19 protein-coding genes are annotated in these 19,423 nt (G+C 67.6%); 10 read left to right on the top strand and 9 right to left on the bottom strand.

The genetic code is table 11. The features are described 5' to 3' along the window. The first annotated feature begins 168 nt into the window (after positions 1–168). Positions 169–831: a uracil-DNA glycosylase family protein gene (locus RAH40_RS13995; RefSeq protein ID WP_306598171.1), complete on the top strand. Its 663-nt coding sequence runs from the start codon at positions 169–171 to the stop codon at positions 829–831. 33 nt (positions 832–864) lie between these two features. Next, positions 865–2,232, top strand: coding sequence for a lipopolysaccharide assembly protein LapB (locus tag RAH40_RS13990; protein ID WP_306598170.1), 1,368 nt, complete (start codon positions 865–867; stop codon positions 2,230–2,232). Here RAH40_RS13990 and RAH40_RS13985 read toward each other — a convergent pair. Beyond that, the gene (locus tag RAH40_RS13985) at positions 2,229–2,597 is read right to left on the bottom strand and encodes a PilZ domain-containing protein (protein WP_306598169.1); all 369 of its coding nucleotides are present in this window, start codon (positions 2,595–2,597) and stop codon (positions 2,229–2,231) included. The genes RAH40_RS13990 and RAH40_RS13985 overlap by 4 nt on opposite strands. A 173-nt stretch (positions 2,598–2,770) precedes the next feature. Here RAH40_RS13985 and rplI point away from each other — a divergent pair, with 173 nt between their 5' ends. From rplI to RAH40_RS13950, 7 genes are all read left to right on the top strand, one after another. Beyond that, positions 2,771–3,220 (top strand): 50S ribosomal protein L9, encoded by a 450-nt coding sequence (gene rplI / locus RAH40_RS13980; RefSeq protein ID WP_306598168.1) that lies wholly within the window; start codon positions 2,771–2,773, stop codon positions 3,218–3,220. Positions 3,221–3,295: 75 nt separating this feature from the next. After that, positions 3,296–3,595, top strand: coding sequence for an HU family DNA-binding protein (locus tag RAH40_RS13975; RefSeq protein ID WP_306598167.1), 300 nt, complete (start codon positions 3,296–3,298; stop codon positions 3,593–3,595). 187 nt (positions 3,596–3,782) lie between these two features. Continuing rightward, positions 3,783–4,262, top strand: coding sequence for a 4Fe-4S dicluster domain-containing protein (locus tag RAH40_RS13970; protein ID WP_306598166.1), 480 nt, complete (start codon positions 3,783–3,785; stop codon positions 4,260–4,262). A gap of 10 nt (positions 4,263–4,272) precedes the next feature. Next, positions 4,273–6,123, top strand: coding sequence for an aldehyde ferredoxin oxidoreductase family protein (locus tag RAH40_RS13965; protein WP_306598165.1), 1,851 nt, complete (start codon positions 4,273–4,275; stop codon positions 6,121–6,123). Between the two features lies 1 nt (position 6,124). Further along, positions 6,125–7,366 carry an NAD(P)/FAD-dependent oxidoreductase gene (locus tag RAH40_RS13960; protein ID WP_306598164.1) on the top strand — a complete coding sequence of 414 codons (1,242 nt, stop codon included), beginning with the start codon at positions 6,125–6,127 and terminating at the stop codon, positions 7,364–7,366. Then, complete coding sequence (locus tag RAH40_RS13955; protein ID WP_306598163.1) at positions 7,363–7,617, top strand: MoaD/ThiS family protein; 255 nt, start codon at positions 7,363–7,365, stop codon at positions 7,615–7,617. The genes RAH40_RS13960 and RAH40_RS13955 overlap by 4 nt, the downstream gene beginning before the upstream one ends. Before the next feature lie 222 nt (positions 7,618–7,839). Continuing rightward, on the top strand, positions 7,840–9,327 hold the full coding sequence (locus RAH40_RS13950; RefSeq protein ID WP_306598162.1) for a PQQ-dependent sugar dehydrogenase: 1,488 nt from the start codon (positions 7,840–7,842) through the stop codon (positions 9,325–9,327). Here the strand turns inward: RAH40_RS13950 and RAH40_RS13945 are convergent. Continuing rightward, on the bottom strand, positions 9,298–10,293 hold the full coding sequence (locus RAH40_RS13945) for a YhcG family protein (protein ID WP_306598161.1): 996 nt from the start codon (positions 10,291–10,293) through the stop codon (positions 9,298–9,300). The two genes, RAH40_RS13950 and RAH40_RS13945, sit on opposite strands and share 30 nt — an antisense overlap. 244 nt (positions 10,294–10,537) lie before the next feature. Between RAH40_RS13945 and RAH40_RS13940 the strand changes: the two genes are divergently transcribed. Then, positions 10,538–10,813, top strand: coding sequence for a hypothetical protein (locus RAH40_RS13940; RefSeq protein ID WP_306598160.1), 276 nt, complete (start codon positions 10,538–10,540; stop codon positions 10,811–10,813). Here RAH40_RS13940 and thiS read toward each other — a convergent pair. The 7 genes from thiS to pruA all read right to left on the bottom strand — a co-directional run bounded on the left by thiS (position 10,810) and on the right by pruA (position 19,408). Continuing rightward, positions 10,810–11,007, bottom strand: a complete 198-nt coding sequence (gene thiS / locus RAH40_RS13935; protein WP_306598159.1) for a sulfur carrier protein ThiS — start codon at positions 11,005–11,007, stop codon at positions 10,810–10,812. The genes RAH40_RS13940 and thiS overlap by 4 nt on opposite strands. 2 nt (positions 11,008–11,009) lie before the next feature. Continuing rightward, positions 11,010–13,241 (bottom strand): aldehyde ferredoxin oxidoreductase family protein, encoded by a 2,232-nt coding sequence (locus RAH40_RS13930; protein WP_306598158.1) that lies wholly within the window; start codon positions 13,239–13,241, stop codon positions 11,010–11,012. Positions 13,242–13,256: 15 nt separating this feature from the next. Next, a complete protein-coding gene (locus RAH40_RS13925) occupies positions 13,257–13,679 on the bottom strand; it encodes a 4Fe-4S binding protein (RefSeq protein WP_306598157.1) in 423 nt (140 codons plus the stop codon). A gap of 148 nt (positions 13,680–13,827) precedes the next feature. After that, positions 13,828–15,975: a hypothetical protein gene (locus RAH40_RS13920; protein ID WP_306598156.1), complete on the bottom strand. Its 2,148-nt coding sequence runs from the start codon at positions 15,973–15,975 to the stop codon at positions 13,828–13,830. 35 nt (positions 15,976–16,010) lie between these two features. After that, on the bottom strand, positions 16,011–17,078 hold the full coding sequence (locus tag RAH40_RS13915; RefSeq protein ID WP_306598155.1) for an ABC transporter ATP-binding protein: 1,068 nt from the start codon (positions 17,076–17,078) through the stop codon (positions 16,011–16,013). Continuing rightward, on the bottom strand, positions 17,075–17,773 hold the full coding sequence (locus RAH40_RS13910; protein ID WP_306598154.1) for an ABC transporter permease: 699 nt from the start codon (positions 17,771–17,773) through the stop codon (positions 17,075–17,077). The genes RAH40_RS13915 and RAH40_RS13910 overlap by 4 nt, the downstream gene beginning before the upstream one ends. Positions 17,774–17,776: 3 nt before the next feature. After that, positions 17,777–19,408, bottom strand: coding sequence for an L-glutamate gamma-semialdehyde dehydrogenase (pruA, locus tag RAH40_RS13905; RefSeq protein ID WP_306598153.1), 1,632 nt, complete (start codon positions 19,406–19,408; stop codon positions 17,777–17,779). Positions 19,409–19,423 lie beyond the last annotated feature (15 nt).

Raw genomic sequence — 19,423 nt, 5'->3', positions numbered from 1 at the left:
CTTCGTGGAATTGGGTAGTCTAGGACCATGAGCGGGCACTTCCACCACTGGCGCGACACCCTCCAGGACCTGGGGGTGATCGGCCTGGTCCCTCCACCATACCAACCCGAAGCCCTTTCTGATACCCCTGTTGTGCCGCAAAAAAGCATTGTGAAACAACAGCTTGTATTGGAAAAAACAACGGCCGCGCCCGCCCCTCCCCCGCCTTCCGGACCCAAGGCCCTTCCCCCCCAGGAGTTGGTGGAGGCGGCCGGGAGCCTGGCGGAGCTGGAGGCCTGCATCCAGGGGTGTCTGGCCTGCCCCCTGGGGGCTGGACGCATGAAGTTCGTCTTCGGGGAAGGGGACCCCGGAGCGAGGATCCTGTTCGTGGGCGAGGGCCCGGGGCGGGACGAGGACCTGCAGGGGCGCCCCTTCGTGGGCAAGGCCGGGGAGCTGCTGGACAAGATGCTGGGGGCCATGGGGTTCGAACGGAACCAGGTCTACATCTGCAACGTCGTGAAGTGCCGGCCCCCCGACAACCGCACCCCCACCCCCGCCGAGGCCCAGCGCTGCCTGCCCTACCTGAGGCGCCAGATCGAGCTCATCCGCCCCGCCGTCATCGTCACCCTGGGCGCCACGCCCCTGCGCGAGCTCCTGGGCGTGGCCGCCGGCATCACCCGGATCCGCGGGCAGTGGCAGACCCTGGACATGCTGGGGGGGATCCCCGTGATGCCCACCTTCCATCCCGCCTACGTGCTGAGGCAGTACACCCAGGATGTGCGCAGGGCCGTGTGGGCGGACCTCCAGGCCGCCAGGAACTGGCTATCGGAAAATCACGGCACGGCGAAATGATGCCAAACTAGGCGTTCAATACGGGGAACCTCCATGCGTCTGATCAACGTGCTCTTCATCGTGCTCATCGCCTTCGTGCTCATGTCGGTGGGCTACGTCTACATGGGGAACACGGCCGTCCTGGGACAGAACATCAAGCTCTGGACCGACGTGAGCGTGCGGGTGTCTTCCCTCCTGGTGGGCGCCTTCCTCCTGGGCTTCGTGCTGAACCTGCTCTACACCGGCATCATGGAGTTCACCCGCTTCGTCAAGGGCATCAACGCCTCGGCCGCGACCCGGGCGGGAAAGCGCCTCTCCAGCCTGCTGGCCGAGGCCCGGGACCTCCTGTCCCACGGCCTGCCCGGGCATGCCCGGCAGGTGCTGGAGAGCGTGCTGCGGGAGCGGGGCGACCACGAGGCCGCGAGCCTGCTCATGGGCGAGGCCCTCGTGAAGCTGGGCGACTACGACGCCGCCGTCAAGCACCTGGAGGGCTGCGTGGCGGCCCATCCCGCGGCCATCGAATTCCAGTACATGCTGGCCGACGCCCTCATCGCCGCCCGCAACCCGGAGGCGGCCACCGTCCTCCTGAAGCGCGTGGCGGGGGACAACCCCAAGCAGGCGCTGCGGGCCCTGCGCAAGCTCCGTACCCTCCACATGGACGCCGGGCGCTGGGAGGAGGCCCTGGATGTCCACAAGCGGCTCATGTCCCGGTTCGGCAAGGAAGTGAACAGCCCCGAGCGGGCCCAGGGCGCGGCGCTGCAGTACCAGGTGGGCCTGACCAAGGTGGAGGCCGACCTCTACAAGGAGGCCGCCCAGATCTTCCAGCAGATCCTCAAGGAGGACACGAGCTTCGTCCCCGCCTACCTCTCCCTGGGGCGCTGCATGATCCTCCAGGACCAGGAGGTGCAAGGCCTGGAGATCTGGCAGGAGGGCTTCCGCACCACCGGCGAGGGCGCCCTGCTTCAGGAGGTGGAGGACTACTTCATCCAGAGCGGCAAGCCCGAGGAGGGTCTCGCCGTGCTCCGCCGCATCGCCGCCACCAGCGAGTACGCCACCACCGCCAAGTTCTTCCTGGGCAAGATGCTCTACCGCCTGGAGATCCTGGACGAGGCCCTGGTGCTCTTCCAGGAGGTGCGCGCCCAGGTGGTCTACTCGCCCATCCTCTTCTTCTTCATGGCCAAGATCCATTCCCGGCGTGGCCGCATGGAGCAGGCCCTGAACGAGTACCGCCAGCTCCTGCGCAACCTGGGCATCCTCCGCCAGCGCTTCGAGTGCAGCGTCTGCGGCCAGAAGACCCCCGACTACGTGGACCGCTGCGAGGCCTGCGGCAGCTGGAACAGCAGCCACTTCATGTTCAAGGAGAACGAGCTGCCCGAGCTGCACCTGCGCCCGGAGACGGGTCCCTGGGTGGGAATGATCTAGCTTTTCGACTCGACGAAATGGAGGAGGGACTCCTCCATGGACGGCGTCATGGCGAGGAAGTGGATGCCCAGGCCGATGAGCTCGAGGGCGCCCCTGCCGCCGCCGGAGCCGCCCAGCACGTAGGCGACCTTGGCCATGAACGGTTCACCCGTCAGGTCCGGGTTCTCGAAGCCGAAGTGCTCCAGGAGGGTTCCCTGCCGGAAGAGGTGGTTCTCGGCCCGGGGCAGGGTGGCGAAGCAGCCGCCCGCGCTCAGGTTGGTGATCCGGATGTTCTTGTAGGCGAACTGCTTCACCCGGAACTGGATGGTGACGTCCGGTCCAACGACGATGCGCAGCTTCGATCTTCTGTCGGATGCAGAATCCATGGGGTTCCGTTGGGAAGGGTGTCGGGTTAAAGTAATATGACAGAAAAAGTGGCCTCAACCCACCGAGGGAACGGGCTCCAGACCTTTGGAGAACCCTGGCCGGGAAATGTTTCCCAGCCTAACCTATGAGGGGACAACGCCTTAGCGCTGGCCATGCACTGGAGATATACCCAATGGAGATTCTGCTGATCGAGAATGTGCCCAATCTGGGCGTGCGCGGCGACGTCGTCAACGTCAAGGACGGCTATGCCCGGAACTTCCTGCTTCCCCGCAAGAAGGCCCTGCCCGTCACCGCCGGCAACAAGCGCCAGATCGAGCTCGAGAAGGAACGCAACATCAAGCTGCGCGCCAAGGAGCTGGCCGATGCCCAGTCCCTGGCCGAGAAGCTTTCCGCCCTGGCCCTCACCGTGGCCAAGAAGGTCGGCGACAACGGCCACCTCTTCGGTTCCGTCACCAATGGCGACGTGGCCGAACTGCTCAAGGCCAAGGGCTTCGAGATCGAGAAGCAGAGCATCACCGTGCCCCACGTCAAGTCCGTGGGTGCCTATGAAGCGGACGTCCGCATCTACGCCGGCGTCCACGCGAAGATCGCCCTCGAAGTCACGGCCCTTTCGGCCGAGTAGTCCTTCCCGTTCCACGGAGCCAGACCGAGCCTTCCTGGCTTCAGATCCTCAATACCGCCTCCAGAGAGGAACAGCATGACCAAGACCACTTCCAAGCCCGAAACCATCGGCATTCCCGAACTCTCCGCCTCCCTCGCCGAGGCCCACGACCTCACCAAGGCCCGTGCCAAGGCCATGCTCGACGGCCTCCGTGACGAAATCGTGCAGTCCCTCCTCGGCGGCAAGCGCGTGAACGTCTTCGGTCTGGGCACCTTCGAAGTCCGCGCCACCCGCGAGAAGATGGGCCGCAATCCCAAGACCGGCGAGAAGATCCAGATCCCCGCCGGCCGCAAGGTCGTCTTCAAGGCCGCCAAGGGCCTCAAGGACCAGATGTAAGTCGAACTGGACCAGGAAAACGGCCACCTCCGGGTGGCCGTTTTTTTGTTCGCTGTTTCCTTGCAGACATATCGATTTTTCGCATGCATTAATATTTATATAGTTGCCATTGATACGGTGTCTCTGCGTGTGGCACGACGCGGATGCGGTGCATACTTCCCGCCAAATCCCGTCAGGAGGCACCTCCATGCAGAAATCCTTGAAGATGGATCCCAACAAGTGCACCGGTTGTCTCCAGTGCGAGATGGCCTGCGCCTTCGAACACCACCGCACCTTCACCATCTCCCGTTCGAGGATCAAGGTGTTCAGCTTCGAGGCGGAGGGGCGCAAGGTGCCCTACACCTGCACGCAGTGCGACGAGGCCTGGTGCCTTCACGCCTGCCCGGTGGAGGCCATCGTCCTGGATCCGAAGACGGGCGCCAAGAAGGTGCTGGAGGACCTGTGCGTGGGCTGCAAGGTCTGCACCATCGCCTGCCCCTTCGGAACCGTGAACTACGTCGCCGCCACCGGCAAGGTGCAGAAGTGCGACCTGTGCGACGGCGGCGAACCCGCCTGCGCGGGGGCCTGCCCCACCGGGGCCATCACGTACGTGGACGCCGACTGGACGGGGCTGGACCGGATGCGCCAGTGGGCCGGCAAGACCGACAACAACCCGGCAGCGGTGTGAGGAGGCGACCATGACCTGGACCAAGAAGATCCTTCGCGTGAACCTCACGGCCGGCACCTGCCAGGCCGAGCCCCTGAACCTCGAGTGGGCCCGGCAGTACCTGGGCCAGCGCGGCCTGGCCACCAAGTACCTGGTGGAGGAGACGGACCCCAAGGTCCTCCCCCTGGCCGAGGGCAACAAGCTCATCTTCGCCACGGGACCCCTGACGGGAACCTCCGCCAGCACCGGGGGGCGCTACTCGGTGGTCACCAAGGGGCCCCTCACGGGCGCCATCGCCTGCTCGAACTCCGGCGGCTACTTCGGCGCCGAGATGAAGTTCGCGGGCTACGACATGATCATCTTCGAGGGCAAATCCGAAAAGCCCGTGTACCTCCTCCTGGAGAACGACGACGCCCGGCTCCTGGATGCCGCCCACCTGTGGGGCCGCACGTGCTGGGACACGGAGGAGCTGATCAAGCACACCCACCAGGACCCGCAGCTGCGCGTGGCCAGTATCGGCCGGGCCGGCGAGAACGGCGTCCTCTTCGCGGGCATCGTCAATGACCTGCACCGCGCCGCGGGCCGCTCCGGGGTGGGGGCCGTCATGGGCTCCAAGAACCTCAAGGCCGTCGCGATCCGGGGCACCCGCACCGACGCCTACGCGCCCGCCGATCCCGAGGGCTTCTTCAAGGCCGTGGCCGCCGCCAAGGCCGTGCTCGCGGGCAACGGCGTCACGGGCCAGGGACTGCCGACATACGGCACCCAGGTGCTCATGAACGTCATCAATGAAGTGGGCGCACTGCCCACCCGCAACCACCGGGACATCCAGTTCGAAGGCGCCCACGCCATCTCAGGCGAGGCGATGCACGCTCCCCGCGACACCGATGGCAAGCCCAACCTCATCAACCGCAACGCGTGCTTCGCGTGCACCATCGGCTGCGGCCGCATCTCGAAGATGGACACGAGCCACTTCTCGGTGAAGGACAAGCCCACCTATCACGGCGCCTCCGGGGGCGTGGAGTACGAGGCCGCCTGGGCCCTGGGCGCCGCCTGCGGCGTGTCGGACCTGGAGGCCCTCACCTACGCCAACTTCCTGTGCAACGAGGACGGCTTCGACCCCATCACGCTGGGCACCACCATCGGCGCGGCCATGGAGCTGTACGAGCTGGGCCTCCTGAAGAAGGAGGAGGTGGGCCTCGAACTGACCTGGGGCAGCGCCGAGGCCCTGGTGAAACTCTCCGAGATGACGGCGCAGGGCGTGGGCTTCGGCAAGATCATCGGCCTGGGTTCCCGGGTGCTGTGCTCCACCTACGGCCGCCCCGACCTGTCCATGTCGGTCAAGGGGCAGGAATTCCCCGCCTACGACGGCCGCGGCCTGCAGGGCATGGCCCTGGAGTACGCCACCAGCAACCGCGGCGCCTGCCACGTGCGCGGCTACATGGTCTCCCCCGAAGTGCTGGGCATCCCCGTGAAGATGGATCCCGGCGCCACCGAGGGCAAGGCCCCCATGCTCAAGGCCTTCCAGGATCTGACGGCCGTGGTGGACTCCGCGGGCATCTGCCTGTTCACCACCTTCGCGTGGGGCGGTCCGGACATCCAGTCCATGATCCAGCCCGCGCTGGGCGGGGACTACTCCCTGGAGAACCTCATGCTCCTGGGCGAGCGGGTGTGGAACCTCGAACGCACCTTCAACCTGGCAGCGGGTCTGACCGGCAAGGACGACACCCTGCCGCCGCGCCTGCTCACCGAGCCCGCCAAGACCGGTCCCATGAAGGGCAGGGTCGCCGAGCTCGGGAAGATGCTGCCCGAGTACTACCAGGTGCGGGGCTGGACCCCCGAGGGAGTGCCCACTCCCGAGACCGTCGCGCGCCTGGGGCTGTAGCATGCGCCACGTCATCATCGGCGCCGGCCCCGCCGGCGTCACCGCCGCCGAGACCCTCCGCAGGGCCGATCCCGCGGGTTCGGTCACCCTCATCGAGGGCGAGGGGGAGATCCCCTATGCCCGCATGGCGATCCCCTACCTGCTGGCCGGGAAGATCCGGGAGACGGGGCTGCGCATCCGCCCCGGGGAGGACCACTACCGGAACCTGGGCATCGACGTTGTGGGGGGCCGGGTCCGAAGCGTGGACCCGGGCGCCTCGCAGGTGCTCCTGGAGGGCGGCCGCGCCCTCGCCTACGACCGCCTCCTGGTGGCCACCGGCTCGAGGCCAACCCTGCAGAGGATCCCCGGTATCGACCTCCCCGGGGTCCACACCTGCTGGACCCTGGAGGACGCCCGGGACCTCCTGCGCAAGGCCGGGCCCGGCACCCGCGTGGTGCAGATGGGCGCGGGGTTCGTGGGGTGCATCATCATGCAGGGCCTCGTGTCCCTGCGGGTGGACCTCACGATCCTCGTGCGCAGCGGGCGCATGGTGTCGCGCATGATGAACCCTCCCTCCAGCGCCCTGATCCGGCGCTGGTGCGAGTCGAAGGGCGTGAAGATCCGCGTAGAGACCCTGCCCGGGGCGATCACGGCGGAGAACGGCCACCTCGGCGTCCACCTGCCGGGCGGGGAGGTCCTCCCGGCCGATCTGTATCTCTGCCTTGTGGGCGTCAAGCCCGCCGTCGAGTTCCTGGCGGGCACCGGGGTCCAGGTGGACTCGGGGATCCTCGTGGACGCGGGCATGGCCACCTCGGTGCCCGGGATCTACGCAGCCGGCGACGCCGCGGAGTTCGTGGACGTCGTCACCGGGGAGCGCTCCGTGAACGCCATCCAGCCCAACGCCGTGGAGCAGGGGCGCATCGCGGCCCTGAACATGGCCGGCCGGCGGGCCGCGAGCCGGGGCACCTTCCCGTTCAACGTCCTGGACACCCTGGGTCTCAAGTCCTCCTCCTTCGGGGCGTGGCAGGGGCTGCCCGGCGGCGATTCCGTGGAGGTGTCCGACCCGGACCGCTACCGCTACCTGAAGCTGGAATTCCTGGGGGACCGCCTGGTGGGCGCCAACGCGGTGGGCCACACGGATCACATCGGCGTGGTCCGGGGCCTCATCGAGGGGAGGGTGCGCCTCGGCCCCTGGAAGGAACGCCTGCGAAAGAACCCAACCCAGCTCATGGAGGCCTACCTGGCCTGCGCGCAGAAGGCATGAACATCACCCTCAAGCTCTTCGCCACCCTCTCCGTCCACCTTCCGCCGGAGGCCCGCAGGTCCCACCAGGCCGCGGTGGAGGTGCAGGCGGGGGCGACGGTGCTGGGCGTGATCGAGGCCTTCCGGGTGCCCCCGGCGCTGTGCACCCTGGTGCTGGTGAACGGCACCTACGTGGCGCCGGAGGCGCTGGCCGGCAAGGTCCTGGCGGAGGGGGACGTGCTGGCCATCTGGCCGCCCGTGGGCGGAGGCTGACCCGCAGCCAGGGAGCCCGGTCGGGACACCCGCCTCCTCCGGCTTCCGGGTGGGGCATCGGTTCCGCAGCCCCGCGCGGCCGGAGCGCCTGGGGCTGGCAAACGACTGCTGTTCGGGCGAGTGCTTGCCTGTTGGATAAGCCTTGTCAATTCAAATCAAAAATTTGGCATTATTCATTTTTTTCCAGCACGTGTAAGGTCGGGTGATGCCCTGGAGGCTTCCATGCGCCGTCTGGTGTTCGCCATCCTGCTGGTTCCTCCCGTTCTTTCCCTCGGTTGTGGGTCCTCGAGCCCCGCCGCCCCGTCCAATCCCACGCCTGCCCCCCCACCCGCGACGCCCCCTCCCACGCCTCCCCCGACGCCCTCATCCGACACCACGCCCCCGGTCTGCGCCCTGACCTTCCCCGGCTCCTTCGCCACCGGACTCAGCGGGGCGGTGACGCTGGCGGCCACGGCCACGGACGATGTGGGCGTGGCGGGAGTGGATTTCCAGCTGGACGGGGCGGATCTGGGCACCGCGACCCAGGCGCCCTACACGTTCACCCTGCCGGACACCGGCGTCTATGCTGCCGGCCAGCACGTGGTCGGGGCCCGCAGCCGGGATGCGGCTGGAAATGCCAGCCCCTGGTCCAAGGCCGTGGTGGCATTCGGGGGCAGAGCCGCCCTGCCGGCGGGCTTCACCCTGACCTCGCTTCCCGGCACGCTGTCTAGCGCCACGGCCCTGGGCGCGGCGCCCGACGGGCGGATCTTCGTGTGTGAACAGGCCGGGGCGCTCCGGATCTACAAGAATGGAAGCCTCCTTGCCGCGCCCTTCGCCACCCTCCCTGCCACGGCCTCGGGGGAGCGCGGACTTCTGGGGGTGACGTTCGACCCGGCCTTTGACGCCAACGGATACCTCTACGTCTACTACACCGCCACCTCCCCCGTGATCCACAACCGCGTCAGCAGGCTTGCCGCGGACCCGGGCAACCCGGACCGCATGCTCGCCGGAAGCGAGACGATCCTGGTGGAGCTTCCGGCCCTGGTGGCGGACAACCACAATGGCGGCGCGCTCCATTTCGGGCCGGACGGCAAGCTCTATGTGGGGGTGGGCGAGAACAGGGTGGGCGCCAACGCGCCCTCCCTCTCCAGCCCGCTGGGCAAGATCCTCCGCTACAACGCGGACGGATCCATCCCACCGGACAACCCCTTCTACGGCACCGCCACGGAAGGCAACCGGGCCATCTGGGCCCTGGGCCTGCGCAATCCCTTCACCTTCGCCTTCCAGCCCGGGACCTCCCGCATGCACATCAACGATGTGGGCCAGTCCACCTGGGAGGAGGTGGATCTGGGCGCCGCGGGCGCCAACTACGGGTGGCCTTCCACCGAGGGTCCCACGACCACGCCGGGTTTCACGACCCCCCTGTTCGCCTATGGCCATTCAGGCATCCCTCCGGGCCAGCCGGCCAGCACGGGCACCTTCCTGGTGGGGCAGGCCATCCTGGGCGCCGCCTTCGACCCTCCATCCTCCACCTGGCCCGCGGCCTACAAGGGGAGCTACTACTTTGGCGATCTCGTCGGAGGATGGGTGGCCCGCCTCCATCTGGCCAGCGGGAACGTGAGCCTTTTCGCCAGCGGCTTCGAGCAGGAGATGAGGGACCTGGCCTTTGGGCAGGACGGGGCACTGTACGTCCTGGTCCAGTCAGGGCTGATGCGAATCTCCAGGGAGTAGGGCGGAGCGTCGCCCGGAGCCTCGGGGAGGCGGGGGCCTGGGCCGAGTTTCCAGGGCGAGCCTCGTCGGTTCGAGTTCCTTCACGAGCCGCCCCTCATCCGGCAACTCGGCCGGGTACCTTGCCGCCAGAATCGTGCTGGGCAGGTTGTCGAGAGCGTAATGGGCCTCCTCCGCGCCCTTCCCGGTGCATAGGATGAGGCCCACCGGGGGGTTCTCCCCCTCGCGCATCCCATGCCCACGGACATAGTTCAAATACATGTGCATCTGGCCCGCATCGGCATGGCTGAACCGGCTGTCCTTGATGTCGATCACCACCAGGGCCTTCAGCTTGCGATGGAAGAAGAGCAGGTCCACCCGGAACCAGGTGTCATCGAGGCGAAGCCTCCGCTGGCGCCCCACGAACGCGAAATCATCCCCCATTTCCAGAAGGAATTCGGCGAGATGCTGGATGAGGGCTTCCTCGAGTTCGGATTTGGAGTATTCGTCCTTCAGATTCAGGAATTCGAGAACAAAGGGGTCCTTTATGGCCTCGTGGGGCGAGGGGTTACCGGTTCCTGGAATCCCACTGTCCAACGGGATGGCCTTGCTGTCTGCACGGGAGGTGCGTTCGTAGAATCGGCTCTCTATTTGGCGATCCAGTTGGCGAACGGACCACCCTCCCCGGAGAGCCTCCGATTCATAAAACATTCGTTCTGATAAATCGTTGACAGACAAGAGCCGGACATAGGCCGACCAGGGGAGTGTGAACCGCTTGGTCAGGTCGGCTGCGAGACGTTTAATAAGGGTTTCGCCATAGGCGGCTTGCTCTCTTCCGCCCTGTTCAAAATGGACGATCCGCCTGCCAATCTCCCAGTAGGTGGCGGTCATCAATGCGTTGACGCTCCGAGCGGCTGTGGATCGTGCGGATTCGACCAGGGCGGTGATTCCGGCCTGAACGTCGTTGTACCCAAGAGGGTCGATATTCATGATGATTTCCTATAATTTTTAATCTGAACTGGGAGAAACGCCCCATTCCGGTAGCCGTTACCGGCGGGGTAAATGGACGGAGAATAGTTAAGCGAAAAAATTAAGAAACAAAAAAGAATTCAAAACGAAATTTAATCCCGCGCCCATCCCTTCGCAAGGCCCCCGGGAGAAAAACCCTACTCGATCCGGGCGGACGGGCTCGCCAACGGGGCGGAGCGCCTTTCCTTCCGGGAGATAATCCCCCATGGTCCTCCTGGAAATGACCCTGTCGCCGGCCGAGTTCCGACGCTGCCTGCCGGCTGCGGTGGGCGGGGCCTTCGTCCAGGATGGGGACGTCTACCGGGGCGGCGAGGGGGCGCGGACGTGGGTAGTCCGGGTCACGGCCCTGCCGCCCCTGGCGCTCGGGGTCCTGGCCCTGGAGCGGGTGCGGGTGGAGCTGGATTTCGTCGGGTACGCCCCGGCGGAGGAGGCGGCCTTCATGGACCGGTTCCGGGCCCACACGCAGAGAGGCGGAGGCTAGCCGCCGCTCATGAGGTGGATCACCTGCACCACCGCCCCGTCGGGGACGGGGGTGGTGGGGTAGTCCTTGGGTTGGATCAGGGCGTCGTCCAGCTTGATGACCAGGAGCGGGAACTTGAAGTTCTTCAGCGTCAGCACGTCCTTGACGGTCATGCCGGGGGTCCACGCCGCCGTGTCGCCGTTGACGGTGATCACGGTCAGCCGCCGTGGTTCTTGACGATCTCGACCACTTCGGGGAAGACGTCCAGGCCCAGTTCCTGGATGCGGGCCAGGGTGGGCACCCCGTTGGGGGTCCAGCCGCGGCGGAGGTAGACGGCGTCCACCAGGCTGTTGTAGCGCTTCATTCGGTAGTCGCGGGTGATGGCGATCTTCTCGTCGACGGACCTGCCCGCGGGATCCACGCCGATCTCCTCCACCATCTGCTTGTCGTAGCGCTCGGCGCGGGACTCGTACTCCTCGCGGGTGACGGGGCCCACGGAGCGGTACGGCGGGATGTCGAAGGAGCGCAGGCCCTTGCCCATGCGGATGTTGAAGATGCGCTGGAAGTTGTAGACCTTGGCGCTCTGGCGGATCAGCTCGTCCTTGTCGATCCTGATGCCCGTGGTGGCGGTGAAGACGTCCACGTAGTTCTGCACGTGCTCGGGGACCTTGGCGGGTTCGCTGGTGGAGGCGTTGTCGGAGGGGACCACGTCGTTCCAGGGGAGCTTGCAGAAGCCGTTGAGGCCGAACCAGGTGCGGAACAGGGGGAAGTAGTAGAGCGCCTCGGCCTTGTCCTCGAACGTGGGCAGCTGCTTGTTCACCATGTCCATGAAGATCAGCCAGGCCTCGTCGTGCTGGGGGCCCTTGTTGGTGAGGGCGTAGCCGCCCTGCTGGGCCAGGGACTCCTTGGACATGTACTGGCTGTACTCCAGGCCCTTGCACTCCATGCCGATGTCGGCCATGAGCTTGGGGTCGCCCCAGCCCTTGGCCGCGAAGATCTCCTTCATCTTGTGGATGCCCTGGCCGGCGATGATGCCGAAGCCTTCGCCGCGGGCCATCTGGTGCATCATCTCCAGGTCGGCTTCGGCGTTGCCCCAGGTGAGGTCCAGGCCGCCGGTGCGTTCCAGGTTGAGGATGCCGCGCTGGAAGCACTCCATGACGAAGGCGGTCAGCGTGCCCCAGGTGATGGTGCAGACGCCGTAGGTGTCGCAGTAGAAGTTCAGTTCGAGGAGGTAGTCGGGGTCGAAGACGCCGCCGTTGGAGCCCAGGCCCGCGGCGTTCTCGTACTCGGGGCCGTCCACGGTGACCATGTGGCCCTTGTAGGGGCCGGTCTTGAGCACGACGCCGTCGGCGCCCTTGGCGCAGGCCATGGAGCACCCGTACCAGCATCCGTCCACCGTCTCCTGGGTGCAGCGCGCCTGCCACACGGGGGAGGCGATCTTGTGGGTGTCGGGGTGGGAGCCGTACTGGAAGTTGTGGGTGGGCAGGAGGTCGTAGGCGTCCATGATCTCCACGATGTGCGCGGTGCCGTTGCGGCGCATCTTGCACTGGGAGTCGTCGTTGGTGCGCATCTCCTTGTGGAACTTGATGCCGGTCTTCGCGATGGTCTCGGGGTCCACGGGGTTGTTCAGCCCGCCCTTGACCACGGGGCCGCGGCACACGAGCGCCCGGATCCGCTTGTCCCGGAACACCGTGCCGATGCCGCCGCGCCCGGCCTGCTTGAGGCGCACGCAGCCCCGGCGGTGGTCCCACCAGGAGAAGTTCAGCATGCCGATGAGGCTGTGCTCGGCGCCGGCGCCCGTGGAGACGACGGAGATGTTCACGCGGTCCTCGTCGTTCTCGGCGTACATCCGGGTGAGGACCTCGGCCAGCACGTGGCTGTCCACGGGCTCCATGGGCGCGGCCTCGATGAGGATGACGCCCTTCTGGCCGTCGATGAAGAGGATCACGTCCTGGTCGGCCTTGCCCTGGAGCTCCAGGGCGTCGAAGCCCGAGAACTTGAGCAGGGGTCCGAAGTAGCCGCCCACGTTGGAGTCCACGGGGATATCGGTCTGGGGGGAGAGGGTCACGACCAGGGACTTGCCGCTGCCCGCGTACTGGGTGGTGCCGGAGACGGGGCCGGGGCTGATGATGATCTCGTTCTCGGGGTCGTTCCACCGGGTGGCGGGGGTGACCGCGTTCCACAGGTGCCAGAGGCCGAAGCCGCGCCCGCCCAGGAAGATGTCCTTCATCTGCTGCGTGACGGGCTTCTCCATGATCTCCCGGCTGCCCACGTTCACGTAGAGGGTGCGGTTGGTGTAGCCCCTGTCGGGGAGGCTGGGGGTGAAGGTCGCCTCGGCCAGGAGCTTGTGGGCGGCCCTGATGGCCTCCAGGCCTTCGTGGTACTCGGTGCGCTTGGTGAAGTCCACTTCGCAGCGGACGATGGGGGTGCTGGATTCCATGTGGCTCATCGGGCGTTCCTCGGTTCAGATGATGCGGCGGGCGGGTTCGGGAACTTCGACGATCTCCAGGGCGGCGTGGGGGCAGGCCTTCACGCAGATCCCGCAGGAGGTGCACTTGTAGGGCTCGATCCAGTCGGGGTTCCGCTCGAAGGCCTCCTTCTCGCAGAAGCCGATGCACATGTAGCAGCCCACGCAGAGCTTCTTGTTGATCATGACCACGCCCAGCTTGTTGCGCTTGAGGGCCTCGGCGGGGCACACCACCACGCAGTCCCCGCACTGGTCGCAGAGGACCGTCGTGCCGGTGCCGTCGCCGTTGTCCCGGATGTGCAGGGCCGCCAGCTTGGGGTCGTCCACCTTGAACACCTTGGTGGCGCAGTCGGACTCGCACTCGTGGTTGCAGTCCCGTCCGTAGTTGCACTTGGTCAGGTCGATGCGCAGCTGTCTCATGCCCAGGCCACTCCCATGGGGCAAACATCCCTCGACGGCATGTTGCCGTCGTGCGCCCCAGTTCAACGTACCTTGGCATTTGCGGCGGAACAAGGAAGCGGCCGGATTTGTGATCTGGCTCACGGCCTTATCTGACAACGGAAGTCGACTATTCGCCGAGGTTCAGGAGGTCGCCCAGGCCCGTGCGGATCTCCTCGAGGTCGAACCGGACCGAGGCCAAACGCTTCGCGTCGCCGGCCGCCCGGATCGCCTTGCCCCAGCCGGCCAGGAGTTCAGGCACCTGCATTCCCTGCGTCTCGAAATCGCTGCGGGACGGGCCGCCCGCCATGGAAAGGCCGGCCCAGCGCACCACGAACGCCCTGAGGCCCCGGGACCAGAGGTTCTGCATCCAGGCGTCGATCTCCCGGTGCCGGCCCTCGGAGGCGAGGGTCCGTTCCATCGCGAAGGAGACGGTGCCGGGGACCGGGCCCGCCAGGCCGTGGCCCCCCATCCGCGGCCAGGGGTCCAGGGAGGCGAGGAGCTCATGGGGCCGGGGGATCCGGCTGTCCAAGGCCGACCATTGGGCATAGGCCCTCCAGGCGAGTGGATTGGACGGCCATGCCCCGAGCCTTTCGGCAAGGGTGGAGCAGATCTTCCTGGCGGCGGGTCCCCAGGTGGCCGGGTCGGGCTTGAAGGGGAGGGCCCGGAGGGGAGCGCAGGTCGCCACGCAGTCACTCAGGAAAAGGACCTCCAGGGCCGGGTCGGGGAGGCGGGTCCGCAGGGCCTCCATGCGTTCCCTTCTCGCATCCAGGCGCTCAGGGTTGGCCTTGATGAACGCGTTGAGGGCGTCCAGGCGGGGGGTGGCCTGGGCCCGCAGGGCGGCATCCAGGGTCTCCGCGGCCGGGAGGCCGGGTCCGGTGGCCAGGAGCCGGCTGCCCTGGAGCAGCACCCACCGGGTACCCGCGGCCCAGGCGTGGGACGCGCTCAGGGCCCCGGCTTCCACGGCGGAAAGGGGGGTCCAGGTCAGGTCGCCTGGATCCCAGACCTTGAAAAGGGGGTCGATCTGGACGCGTGCCCAGGCGATGGGGGCATGGGGTCCGAGCAGGGCGAGGCGCAGCGGGGGGAGATCCGGCAGGGGCGGGTCGGGCAGGGGAGGCAGGTTCAGGAGGTCGAGAAGCGGGGATCTCTGTTCCGGGGTCAGGGGCGGGAGGGGCGGAAACTCGGGGCTGTTCCGGGCGGTAGCCATCAGGGCCCTGGCGGAAAGGGCGCGCCAGGCGGACCCGCTCCGGGCGCGGAGACCGGCCGCATCCGCCAGCGCCTCGTCCAGGTGTCCCTGGCGGAGCAGGGCTTCCAGGTGAAGCCCTCCCCACTCCACCAGCATCTGGTTCACATGGCGCCTGCCCAGCCTGCGCACGAGGGCGGGATCGAGGTTGGCTTCCAGGCTCGCGGCCGCTTCCCTGGCCAGGATGGCGGGCGCGTCCCGGTGGATCAGGCGGAGGAAGAAGGGCGCGAAGGGCGGTGGCCACGGGCGCCCCGGCACGCCCGGAAGATCCAGGGCGGCCGCCAGGGCCCCCGGCGCAGGATCGGAAGCCGGGGTCAGGTTGATGCCCATGTTCCAAAGCCTCAGGTTTTCGGGGTCCCTCAACAGGAGGGGGCGGATCCTCGAGGCGAACCTGCGTACCGCCGGTCCGAGCTCCGGATCCTGGTCCAGGCCCGCCTGGCCCAGCGTATAGATGGCGGACTGGGCAAACGGCTCCTCGTCCTCCCCCAGGGCCGCCTCGAACCCCTTCAGGGCGGAGGCCAGCTCCGTGCGAAGGATCGCCAGGAGTCCGGGGCCCAGCTTGCCGGCCTTCCGGGCGTTGTAGGCGTGGACGGAAAGCCCCTGCACCCGCTCCTGCCAGGCCTGGGCGTCGTCGGGACGGTCGCGCAGATGGTCCTTGAGGGCGTCCCACTGGGAACGCCAGCCGTTGCCTTCCATGAGGGCGCGGATGTTCGCGGGGGAAGGCAGGCCCCGCCCTTCGGCGATCTGAAGGCCGGACGGGTCATACAGGGCCCAGCCCGGTCCCTTCTGGATCCCGGCCATGACCGCCTTGAGCTCCTCCGAAGGGACAAGCAGGGCGAGGCCCTTCTCATACTCGGAGCCCAGGCTGTCCTCGCCGAACCAGGCGAACTCAGGCGCCGGCAGGGCGGCCACCAGGACATGGCTCTCCGGGGAACGCAGCGCGGCGACCGCCTTGGCCACGGGGGCCCAGGCATCCTGGGCATGGAGGGAGGCCACGGCAACGAGGAAGGTCATGCAGCGGAAGCTGGAGCGCATGCCTGACACGATGCCACAGGGAGGCGCGGCGCGCACTATCTGCGCAGGAGATGCACCGCCGTGGCCTTGAAGCTCGCCACCACCCGGCTCCCCTCGGCCAGGCCCAGCTCCTCCAGGGACACCGGCGTGACGTAGGCGGCCAGGAAGAAGCCGCAGTCAAGCTCCACCTTGAAGAAGGGCCCCTTGGGGACGATGCGGGTGACGGTGCCGTGGAAATTGTTGCGGGCGCTGGAGTGGGCCTCGGCGTGGGGGGAGAGGGTGACGTTCTCGGGGCGGATGCCGATGCGCACCTCGTCGCCGGGGGCGGCCTCCCCCGCGGCCACCACGGGGCCTCCGGCCGTCCCCACCCGGAACTCGCCGTGGCCGGCGCCTTCGACCCGGCCGGCCAGGACCGTCTCCATGCCCACGAAGTCCGCCACGAAGGCGTCCGCGGGGCGGTTGATGACGTCGGGGGCGGGGCCGCACTGGACGATGCGTCCCTGGCGCAGGACGGCGATGCGGTCCGCGAGGCGCAGGGCCTCCATCTGGTCGTGGGTGGCGATGACGGTGGTGGTGCGGGTCTCCCGCAGGACCCCGGCCAGGTCGTCCAGGAGGGCCTCCCGGGTGGGGGGGTCCAGGGCGGAGAAGGGTTCGTCCAGGAAGAGGATCTCCGGGCGCAGCACGAAGGCCCGGGCGAGGGCGGTGCGCTGGGCCTCGCCGCCGGAGAGGTTGCGGGCGGACCGGTCCAGGAGGTGGTCCACGCCGAAGCGCCGCGCCAGCTCCTCGACCCTCGGTCCGCGCCCGGGCGCGGGCACCCCGTGGAGCTTCAGGCCGGATTCCAGGTTGGACCGAACCGTGGCGTCGAAGAGGAGGGGGGCCTGGAAGACCATGGTCACCCGGCGCCGGTAGGCGTCGGGGCGCAGGGCCTCGCCCCTGAAGAAGAGGGCGCCCCGGGCCGGCTCCAGGAGGCAGGCCAGGGTCTTGAGGAGGGTGCTCTTGCCCGAGCCGTTGGGGCCGATGAGGGCCAGCACCCCGCCGGCCTCCAGGTCCAGGGAAGGGACCTCCAGGACCGTGACGTCCCCGCGCCGGACGACGAGGTCCTCCACCCGCAGCAGCGCGGTCACCGGGGCCGCTCCCGCTGCTGGATGTGGGTGAGGGCGGCGTTCACCACGAAGGTGAGGGCCAGGAGGATGAGGCTGAGGGCGATGGCCACGTCGAAGTTGCCCTTGCCGGTCTCCATGACGGTGGCCGTGGTGAGCACCCGGGTGCTGCCCTTGATGTTGCCGCCCACCATGAGGGAGGCCCCCACCTCGGAGATGACCCCGCCGAAGCCGGCCATGACCGCCGCCAGCAGGGGCAGGCGCGCCTCCCGCACCAGGAGCCAGAGCATCTGGATCCGGGTGGCCCCCAGGGAGAGGATCTGCAGGCGCAGGTCCGGGGGCAGCTGCTGGAGGGCGGCCACGCTGATGCCCGTGATGATGGGGGTGGCGATGACGGTCTGGGCCAGGATGATGGCCGAGGGGGTGTAAAGGAGCTCCCAGCCGCCCAGGGGCCCGTTGCGCCACAGGAACATGGTGACGAAGAGCCCCACCACCACCGGCGGCAGGCCCATTCCGGTGTTCACCAGGCTGATGACGATGCGCCGCCCGGGGAAGTCGGTGAGGGCGAGCACCAGCCCGGCCCCCAGGCCCAGGACCAGGCTCGCCAGGGTGGCCAGGAGGGTGACCTTCAGGGTGAAGAGGGTGATCCCCAGGACCTCGGGGTCCAGGGTGCGCAGAAGGTCAAAGGCCTTCCGGATGCCCTCCCACAGCAGTTCCAAATTTCATTCCTCGTCCATGAAAGGATAGGCGAAGTCCCGGTGGGGGGCGAAGCACTCCTTGATGGTGCGGGGCGAGGTCCAGCGGATGAGGTTCAGGAAGCTGCCGGCCTTGTCGTTGGTGCCCGAGGCCCGGGCGCCGCCGAAGGGCTGGTGGCCCACCATGGCGCCGGTGCACTTGTCGTTGATGTAGAAGTTGCCGGCGGTGTTGGCCAGGGCCTCGGTGAGCCGGTTGATGACGTAGCGGTTGCGGGCGAAGATGGCCCCGGTGAGGGCGTAGGGGCTGGTCTCGTCCAGGAGCCGGACCGTCTCGTCCAGCTTCGCGTCCTCGTAGACGAAGAGGGTGAGCACCGGCGAGAAGATCTCCTCCTGCATGGTGACGAACTTCGGGTCGGTGGTGACGATGATGGTGGGCTCCACGAACCAGCCCGTGGCCTTGTCGCCGCGGCCGCCATGGATGATCTCGGCGGCCGGGGACTCCCGGGCCAGGCCGATGTAGCGCATGGTGTTGTCGAAGCTGGCCTCGTCGATGACGGCGCCCATGAAGTTCCTGAAGTCCCGGGGATCGCCCACCTTGATGCGGGCCATCATGCCGAGGATGAGCTCCTTGAGCTGGGGCCAGTGGGAGGCGGGGACGTAGGCCCGGGAGCAGGCGGAGCATTTCTGCCCCTGGTACTCGAAGGAGGCCCGCACGATGGCCGTGGCCACCTCCACCATCTCGGCGGAGTGGTGCACGAAGATGTAGTCCTTGCCGCCGGTCTCCCCGACGAGGCGGGGGTAGATCTTGTACTTGCCCACGTTGTCGGCGACGGTCTTGGACATGGAATTGAACACGCCCGTGGACCCGGTGAAATGCAGGCCCGCGAAGGCCGGGTGGTCCAGGACGATCTTCCCGATGACCGAGCCCCTGCTGGGCACGAAGTTGATGACGCCCCGGGGCAGGCCGGCCTCCTTGTAGAGCTGCATCAGGTAGTAGTTGGAGAGGATCGAGGTGCTGGCCGGCTTCCACACCACGGTGTTGCCCATGAGGGCGGGGGCGGTGGCGAGGTTGGCGCCGATGGCGGTGAAATTGAAGGGCGACACCGCGAAGACGAAGCCCTCCAGGGCCCGGTAGTGCACCCGGTTCCACGTGTGGGTGTTGCTCTCGGGCTGCTGGCGGTAGATCTGCTCCATGAACTTGGCGTTGTACCGGAAGAAGTCCGCGGTCTCGCAGGTGGAGTCGATCTCCGCCTGGTGCGCGGTCTTGGACTGGTTGAGCATGGTGGCGGCGTTGAGGATGTATCGGTACTTGGTGGAGATGAGGCTGGCCATGCGGTTGAAGATCGCCGCCCGCTCCTCCCAGGGCGTGCTTTCCCATTCGGCCTTGGCGTCCAGCGCCGCCTGGATGGCGAGCCGGATCTCGGCCTCGCCGGCCTCGTGGTACCGGGCCAGCACGTGGCCGTGCTCGTGGGGGCACACGGCGTCCTGGAGGCGGCCGGTGCGCACCTCCTCGCCGCCGATGATGAGGGGGATGTCGAGGACCTGGTCGTACTGCCGGTCCAGCTCGGCCTTGAGCAGGGCCCGTTCGGGGGTGCCCGGGGCATAGGAGAAGGCCGGTTCGTTGAAGGCTTCGGGGAGATTGAAGATGGCGTTGGTCATGGGTCCTTTCCCGGG

Origin of the sequence: Geothrix sp. 21YS21S-2 (genome assembly GCF_030846775.1) — a bacterium.
In the GTDB taxonomy this organism is placed as follows: Bacteria; Acidobacteriota; Holophagae; order Holophagales; family Holophagaceae; genus Mesoterricola.
The sequence above is the reverse complement of the archived record's forward strand: the minus strand, read 5'-3'. Positions and strand labels throughout refer to the sequence as shown.

Coding starts and splice junctions, on each gene's coding strand:
- RAH40_RS13990 (WP_306598170.1), top strand. CDS start 865: ATGCGTCTGATCAACGTGCTCTTCATCGTGCTCATCGCCTTCGTGCTC.
- RAH40_RS13985 (WP_306598169.1), bottom strand. CDS start 2,597: ATGGATTCTGCATCCGACAGAAGATCGAAGCTGCGCATCGTCGTTGGA.
- rplI (WP_306598168.1), top strand. CDS start 2,771: ATGGAGATTCTGCTGATCGAGAATGTGCCCAATCTGGGCGTGCGCGGC.
- RAH40_RS13975 (WP_306598167.1), top strand. CDS start 3,296: ATGACCAAGACCACTTCCAAGCCCGAAACCATCGGCATTCCCGAACTC.
- RAH40_RS13970 (WP_306598166.1), top strand. CDS start 3,783: ATGCAGAAATCCTTGAAGATGGATCCCAACAAGTGCACCGGTTGTCTC.
- RAH40_RS13965 (WP_306598165.1), top strand. CDS start 4,273: ATGACCTGGACCAAGAAGATCCTTCGCGTGAACCTCACGGCCGGCACC.
- RAH40_RS13960 (WP_306598164.1), top strand. CDS start 6,125: ATGCGCCACGTCATCATCGGCGCCGGCCCCGCCGGCGTCACCGCCGCC.
- RAH40_RS13955 (WP_306598163.1), top strand. CDS start 7,363: ATGAACATCACCCTCAAGCTCTTCGCCACCCTCTCCGTCCACCTTCCG.
- RAH40_RS13950 (WP_306598162.1), top strand. CDS start 7,840: ATGCGCCGTCTGGTGTTCGCCATCCTGCTGGTTCCTCCCGTTCTTTCC.
- RAH40_RS13945 (WP_306598161.1), bottom strand. CDS start 10,293: ATGAATATCGACCCTCTTGGGTACAACGACGTTCAGGCCGGAATCACC.
- RAH40_RS13940 (WP_306598160.1), top strand. CDS start 10,538: ATGGTCCTCCTGGAAATGACCCTGTCGCCGGCCGAGTTCCGACGCTGC.
- RAH40_RS13930 (WP_306598158.1), bottom strand. CDS start 13,241: ATGAGCCACATGGAATCCAGCACCCCCATCGTCCGCTGCGAAGTGGAC.
- RAH40_RS13925 (WP_306598157.1), bottom strand. CDS start 13,679: ATGAGACAGCTGCGCATCGACCTGACCAAGTGCAACTACGGACGGGAC.
- RAH40_RS13920 (WP_306598156.1), bottom strand. CDS start 15,975: ATGCGCTCCAGCTTCCGCTGCATGACCTTCCTCGTTGCCGTGGCCTCC.
- pruA (WP_306598153.1), bottom strand. CDS start 19,408: ATGACCAACGCCATCTTCAATCTCCCCGAAGCCTTCAACGAACCGGCC.